General features: G+C 44.5%; 4 protein-coding genes. All 4 read left to right on the forward strand.

The annotated features are described in order from the left end of the window. The first annotated feature begins 324 nt into the window (after positions 1–324). The 4 genes from H6G40_RS12995 to H6G40_RS13010 all read left to right on the forward strand — a co-directional run bounded on the left by H6G40_RS12995 (position 325) and on the right by H6G40_RS13010 (position 6282). A complete protein-coding gene (locus H6G40_RS12995) occupies positions 325–2196 on the forward strand; it encodes a serine protease (protein WP_190537770.1) in 1872 nt (623 codons plus the stop codon). Continuing rightward, the gene (locus tag H6G40_RS13000) at positions 2193–2930 is read left to right on the forward strand and encodes a FlgD immunoglobulin-like domain containing protein (RefSeq protein WP_190537771.1); all 738 of its coding nucleotides are present in this window, start codon (positions 2193–2195) and stop codon (positions 2928–2930) included. The genes H6G40_RS12995 and H6G40_RS13000 overlap by 4 nt, the downstream gene beginning before the upstream one ends. After that, positions 2927–4066 (forward strand): hypothetical protein, encoded by a 1140-nt coding sequence (locus tag H6G40_RS13005; protein WP_190537773.1) that lies wholly within the window; start codon positions 2927–2929, stop codon positions 4064–4066. The genes H6G40_RS13000 and H6G40_RS13005 overlap by 4 nt, the downstream gene beginning before the upstream one ends. A 164-nt stretch (positions 4067–4230) precedes the next feature. Further along, on the forward strand, positions 4231–6282 hold the full coding sequence (locus H6G40_RS13010) for an NAD(P)H-quinone oxidoreductase subunit 5 (RefSeq protein ID WP_069473763.1): 2052 nt from the start codon (positions 4231–4233) through the stop codon (positions 6280–6282). Positions 6283–6644: the final 362 nt, after the last annotated feature.

Raw genomic sequence — 6644 nt, forward strand, 5'->3', positions numbered from 1 at the left:
TTAAAAAGTATAAGTTATGGATATACTTAGGGCTTGCTGAATAATGGTGAAATATAGACGAAGTAAGGGTTTTAGGGTCTTGTTTCGCGAAACAGGTGCAAGATTTTGAGAGAATCGTGGTTCAAAACCTTGCGTCTTCATGGTTCCGCGTCCTGTAGGGGCGAAGCATTTGGGCATAACCTATCGGTAAAACCGGAGATTTTCTATCCGAATGCTTCGCCCGTACTTTTTGCCGCAAACCCTACTTAACTGACTAAGATGCAGCAATGTTCCTGACTCCATTGCTATCTGTTAACCTATAGATAGAATATTTTAAATCAGCTTATGAAAGTGGTGCGGCTGGCTTGGGTGTTAACTTTGGCATTGATGATCATGCCGCCGACAACAGTGGCACAAACACTAGAGCAGTTATGGCAACAGGGTGAAACCGCTCAAGCGCAAAAAAAATACCCGGAAGCCGAAAGAATCTGGCGACAAATTATTCAGCTTGATCCTAACAGTGCTGTGGCTTTTAGCAATCTCTGCGCTGCGCTATTCCGTCAAAATAAGTTAGACGAAGCACTGATTTTCTGTCAAAAGTCGCTCGCTCTTGATCCAAAACTCCCAGAAACCTACAAAAATATAGGTAATGTCCTATATTTCCAGAAAAAACTGACGGAAGCGGAGGAAATGTACCGTAGGGCGCTCGCTCTTGATGATAAGTTTGTCTTTGCCTACAACAATCTCGGTAACGTGCTGAGGGCTCAGAATAAACTGACGGAAGCCGAGGAAATGTACCGTAGGGCGATCGCTCTTGATGATAAGTTTGTCTATGCCTACAACGGTCTCGGTAACGTGCTGTGGGACCAGAATAAACTGACGGAAGCGGAGGAAATGTACCGTAGGGCGATCGCTCTTGATGATAAGTTTGTCTATGCCTACAACGGTCTCGGTAACGTGCTGAGGGCCCAGAAAAAACCGACGGAAGCCGAGGAAATGTACCGTAGGGCGATCGCTCTTGATGATAAGTTTGTCGATGCCTACAACGGTCTCGGTAACGTGCTGTGGGACCAGAATAAACTGACGGAAGCGGAGGAAATGTACCGTAGGGCGATCGCTCTTGATGATCAGTATGTCTATGCCTACAACGGTCTGGGTAACGTGCTGAGGGACCAGAAAAAACTGACGGAAGCCGAGGAAATGTACCGTAGGGCGATCGCTCTTGATGATAAGTTTGTCTATGCCTACAACGGTCTCGGTATCGTGCTGAGGGCCCAGAAAAAACTGACGGAAGCCGAGGAAATGTACCGTAGGGCTTTAAGTTTACCCGATGATACCTCTGCCACCCCGACTACCGCTCACACCCTTGCCCATAATAATTTGGGTCTGCTCCTACAGGAACAGGGCAAGCTAGAGGCAGCGATCGCTGAGTTCGAGAAGGCGACGAAAATCGATCCGAAGTTTGAATTTGCCAGCAATAACCTGCAAGAGGCCCGGCGCTTGTTATCCTTGCAGCAACAACCGGAGCAGATCATCGCTTTGAATACCACCAAATATCTACGCCAAGAGGATCCCCTCACCCGGATCAAGCGATCGATCGTTAAAATCAGTGTTGTCTTTACCGGTAACGCCAAGGGGACTGCCTACGGTACGGGTTATGTGGTCAAACGCCGGGGAACAACGGTGTGGATTATCACTAATCGTCATGTGGTGGTCGATCGCGACACGGAACAGAGGGGCGATAATCTGGAAAATAATCTGGAAGTGGAACCCTATTACGGCGAAAATCTACCCAACCTCCCGCGCGATCGTGCAAAGGCTAAAATAATTCAGATCACCGAACCCCAAGAAAACTTGGATTTAGCTTTGCTGGAAGTCACGGGTTTACCAGACGATATCAGTCCTTTAACCTTTCATCAAGGCGAAATTAACCCACAAACACCGATTTCTATCATCGGACATCCTGAATCAAAAGATTGGTCGAAGTACGAGGCGATTACCATCGGCATTCAGTCTAGTAGCGGCAATTTATTAATCGATGTGAGTCTGGCCGTGGGGGGGTCTGGTAGTCCAGTATTTGATCAGGAAATGCGGGTGATCGGATTGATGTTTAAAACGATTAACGAGTCCCAAATCGATTCTTCCGGTATCGGTTTCGCTTACCCAATCGATCGAGTTCTCCAAAAATTAGCTCAATGGCAGGTGACTGTACCATGAAAAAATCATTTATTGTCCTCAACTTAACAATTCTTAGTCTTATTTTGGTCTCGTTCTTCCCTATTCAAGCTCAAAACTGTGGGACGGGAAATACTAGATCTAGCAACTATATCCAGAGAGATAATGATAAGCGCTGTGAAGGAATAGCCCCGATCGATATTGCGGGCAGTTTTAGTCTTATTTCCCTTTCTATCGGCCGGATTCGGGAGATGACTGACTCCCTAAAGTTGGAAGTGCCTAGTCGTAATAACCGAGCGCCAAAAGTGATAGTGCGTTCTTTGCCAAAAAATTATCAACTCGATCCCCTCACCTTGCGTCCCCAAGGTTCTCGCTATCAATTTAAATGGTCTAACTATGTTATTGATCGCGAAGATATCGCCCTTGAAAGTCTGCGGGCCACGGCCTTTATCAGTGACGGTAAATTGATCTATTTGCCAGTTATTTTTAATCAGGCAAAAACCTACGATATCGTCCTTTTTGCTAATGCGCGTAGCCAGATCAAAGAATTACAAATCCTCCAGAACAACGAGGTTATCTATGAGACTTCTCGCCCTAACTGGCAACCAAAAGGAGAAATTTTCTTTACTTGGGATGGTCGTACTTCTGATGGTAAACTGGCTAAGGCGGGATTGTACGAATTGCGAGTCAAAGCTTTATTAGAACAAGATAATGCTCCTCCCAGAAATGCCCCGACTAATATAACTTTTGAACATAATCCCCAGTGGCTAAAATGAAGTCCAAGCATAATTTTAAAAGTTTCTGGCGATTTATCAGGAAAAATCTCAAGTTTTGCACAGTTTTTATAGTTACTCTAGCACTGGTTTTCCTGTCGATTTTTTGGGGAATTATCCCAGTTAAACAAAACTTTGAAGGCAATTTATTGGTAAAAAGCTTTAGTTTTACCTGTCAAGAAAACGAAAGTTTATTGCTCAAAGATGTCTATAATCTTTCCCAAATAGATCTATCGGGACTGAAAAAATTTACCCTCGCTGGCACCTTTAGCAGTCTTGCAGATCCCGAACTGAATAAACGAGAGCGACTAGAAATTGAATCAATCCGGGAAAATAGCACTTTAACAATTACCCCGACGGCGGATTTTATCCTGCAAGAACTCCGTTTACAAAAGGAAACTAGAGTAAAAAATCTCAAATACGCGCCTTTTAATAATCTTTTGGCTTTTAGTTTGCAGCCAAATTCTCAACCAGTAAATTTATCATTTAACCCTAGCGGCAACCCGATTAAAATAACTCTTTCTGGTTATAAAATTGCTAATTTACCCCAAAAAAAAGAGGATATTCCCCTCGAATTTAATCTCAGTACCACCGAATTTAAATTAGAAATACAACAAGCGATCGATGTTAATTTACAACTTTCTCAAGATAAAGAACAGCCTATTTTTTGGCGCAATATTAAAGTTAATAATGTTAGATTTGAGCGACCGATTATCACTGGTAATAATGTGAGAGATGACTTAGTGGAATCGACAATTATTTCTGGTAATATCCGGATGGCTCAACAGGATCTTAAGCTAGAAGAAAACCAATTCCTGAGCGTCGAGAAACCGGGGGTAGAGATATTAAATCAGATAAAAATTATCCGAGAGGATAGTAACCAAAACCTCAAACTAAAAACCACGGGGGAAAACTTGCAGATTACCGAAGCATCACAAGGTTTAGAAGTGAGCGTTTCCGGCAATACCAACAGCATCCAAGTGGGGTTAAATCCGCGACTACCGATCGCCCAGATTCAAGGCAGTTTTTTATCCCGTTATCTTGGTAGCGAGGCGATCGTGGCGATAATTTCCTTTTCTGCTGGCTTGATTGTTTCCTTGCTTTCGTGGTTATTCGATAATTTTCCCGCTTCTCCCTAAAAATTACCGTCCCGCTCGCTAAACTGCCAAATTGATAAGATCCTTTGACCTTTCGCCGCCCTATTAAGCAAAACTAGGTATAAACACTTTCTTAAGAATTAACCTATGTCACAATAGATGAGGATAAACCAAATAGTGTGAAATTGTAAACTAGGTATTACTGAATGGAACCGCTTTATCAGTACGCGTGGCTAGTTCCCGTCCTGCCTTTGGTAGGCGCTACCCTAGTCGGCGCGGGCTTAATTTCCTTTAATGAAGTCACCAATCGTCTGCGACAGGTGAATGCTGTATTGATCATTTCTACCCTCGGCGCGTCGATGGTGCTTTCTTTTGCGCTGCTGTGGAGTCAAATCAATGGACACGCTCCCTACAACCAAATGATCGATTGGGCATCGGCGGGTAACTTTCACCTGAAAATGGGTTATACGATCGATCACCTCAGTGCTTTAATGTCGGTTATCGTCACCACCGTAGCCTTTTTGGTGATGATTTATACCGATGGTTACATGGCCCACGACCCCGGCTATGTGCGTTTTTACGCCTATCTGAGCATTTTTAGCAGTTCTATGCTCGGTTTGGTCATCAGTCCCAACCTCGTCCAGATCTACATTTTCTGGGAATTGGTGGGGATGTGTTCCTATCTGCTAGTAGGTTTCTGGTTCACTCGTCCGGCGGCTGCCGAGGCCTGTCAAAAAGCCTTCGTTACCAACCGCGTCGGCGATTTTGGCTTATTACTGGGAATGCTGGGTCTTTTCTGGGCCACCGGTAGCTTCGAGTTTGATATCATGGGTGAACGTCTAGAGGAATTAGTCTCTTCTGGAGCCATTGCCGGCAGTTTAGCGGCATTATTCGCCGTTTTAGTCTTCCTGGGACCCGTGGCCAAATCAGCCCAATTTCCCCTTCATGTCTGGCTACCGGATGCCATGGAAGGTCCGACCCCGATTTCGGCCCTGATTCACGCCGCCACGATGGTGGCCGCCGGAGTTTTCCTGATTGCTCGGATGTATCCCGTTTTTGAGCCAATTCCGACGGCGATGACGGTAATTGCTTGGACGGGGGCCTTTACTGCCTTTCTAGGGGCAAGTATCGCCCTCACCCAGAATGATATCAAAAAGGGTTTAGCCTATTCCACCATCTCCCAATTGGGTTATATGGTTATGGCTATGGGTATCGGCGCTTATAGTGCGGGGTTATTCCACCTGATGACCCACGCTTATTTTAAAGCGATGTTGTTCCTCGGTTCCGGTTCGGTCATCCACGGTATGGAGGATGTGGTCGGTCATGAGCCAGTTTTAGCGCAAGATATGCGGATGATGGGCGGTTTACGCAAGTATATGCCCATTACTGCCCTAACTTTCCTGGTGGGAACTCTGGCCATCTGTGGGATTCCTCCCTTCGCTGGTTTCTGGTCGAAGGATGAAATTCTCGGTTTAGCTTTTGAGGCGAACCCGTCCTTATGGTTAATCGGTTGGGGTACTGCGGGTTTAACAGCTTTTTATATGTTCCGGATGTACTTTAATACCTTTGAAGGGGAGTTTAGAGGGACTAATAAGGAGATTAAACGGCGACTGTTAGCCAACGCGGGTGCGATTCCGGCTTTTGGACCGGGGGCAATGAATGTTAAGCAATTAGACTCGGAAGCACAGGAAGAAGACAACCACGGCCATCATGCCCATGAACCCCACGAATCGCCAATTACTATGACTTTACCTCTCATGATTTTGGCGGTTCCCTCTTTGTTGATTGGTTTGGTGGGTAAACCTTGGCAGAATTTCTTCGAGGGTTTTATTCATGTTCCTAACGAAGTGGTGGAAGAAGTTCATGCTTTTGATTGGACAGAGTTTCTGATTATGGCGGGTAATTCGGTAGGGATTGCTTTAATCGGGATTACTGTCGCTTCTTTGATGTATCTCCAGAAGAAAATTGACCCGGCAACTATTGCCGAAAAATTCCCCGCTTTGTATCGTTTTTCCCTGAACAAATGGTACATTGATAATCTCTATGATCGAGTTTTTGTACAGGGTTGTCGTCGTCTCGCACGGCAAATTATGGAAGTGGATTATCGCGTTATCGATGGGGCTGTGAATTTAACTGGTTTAGCTACTCTTGTCAGTGGTGAAGGTCTTAAATACCTTGAAAATGGTCGCGCCCAATTCTACGCTTTAATTGTCTTTGCCGCAGTTTTGGGCTTAGTAATTGTCTATAGTCTGGTGTAGATTTTTAATCGGTTGACTAAAGATTTTTGGGGGCGCGAAGCCCCTTTTTTCAGCTTTAAGTCTCCCTTGTTAATCTGTTGAGTATAGGCTACATATCAGGACAGGCAAAAGGGAACAGGGAGAATAAATAATCAGTCTTTAATAACTGGATTTATTGTAAGATAATATTACATTTTTTGGGGAAGAAAAAGTATAGATATGAAACTATAACAAAGATAGATTTAAACTCTGATAAAAACTCTTGAGTCGCAGACAAAATATGGCTCTTCGTTACTCTTTATGCTAAATCAACATACAAGATGCCAAGACAACATACTTCTAACCCAAAAATTCCGAAAGTTTCTAAAGCCATAGGCTCTCCG

This window comes from Microcystis viridis FACHB-1342 (assembly GCF_014698335.1).
In the GTDB taxonomy this organism is placed as follows: domain Bacteria; phylum Cyanobacteriota; class Cyanobacteriia; order Cyanobacteriales; family Microcystaceae; genus Microcystis; species Microcystis ichthyoblabe_A.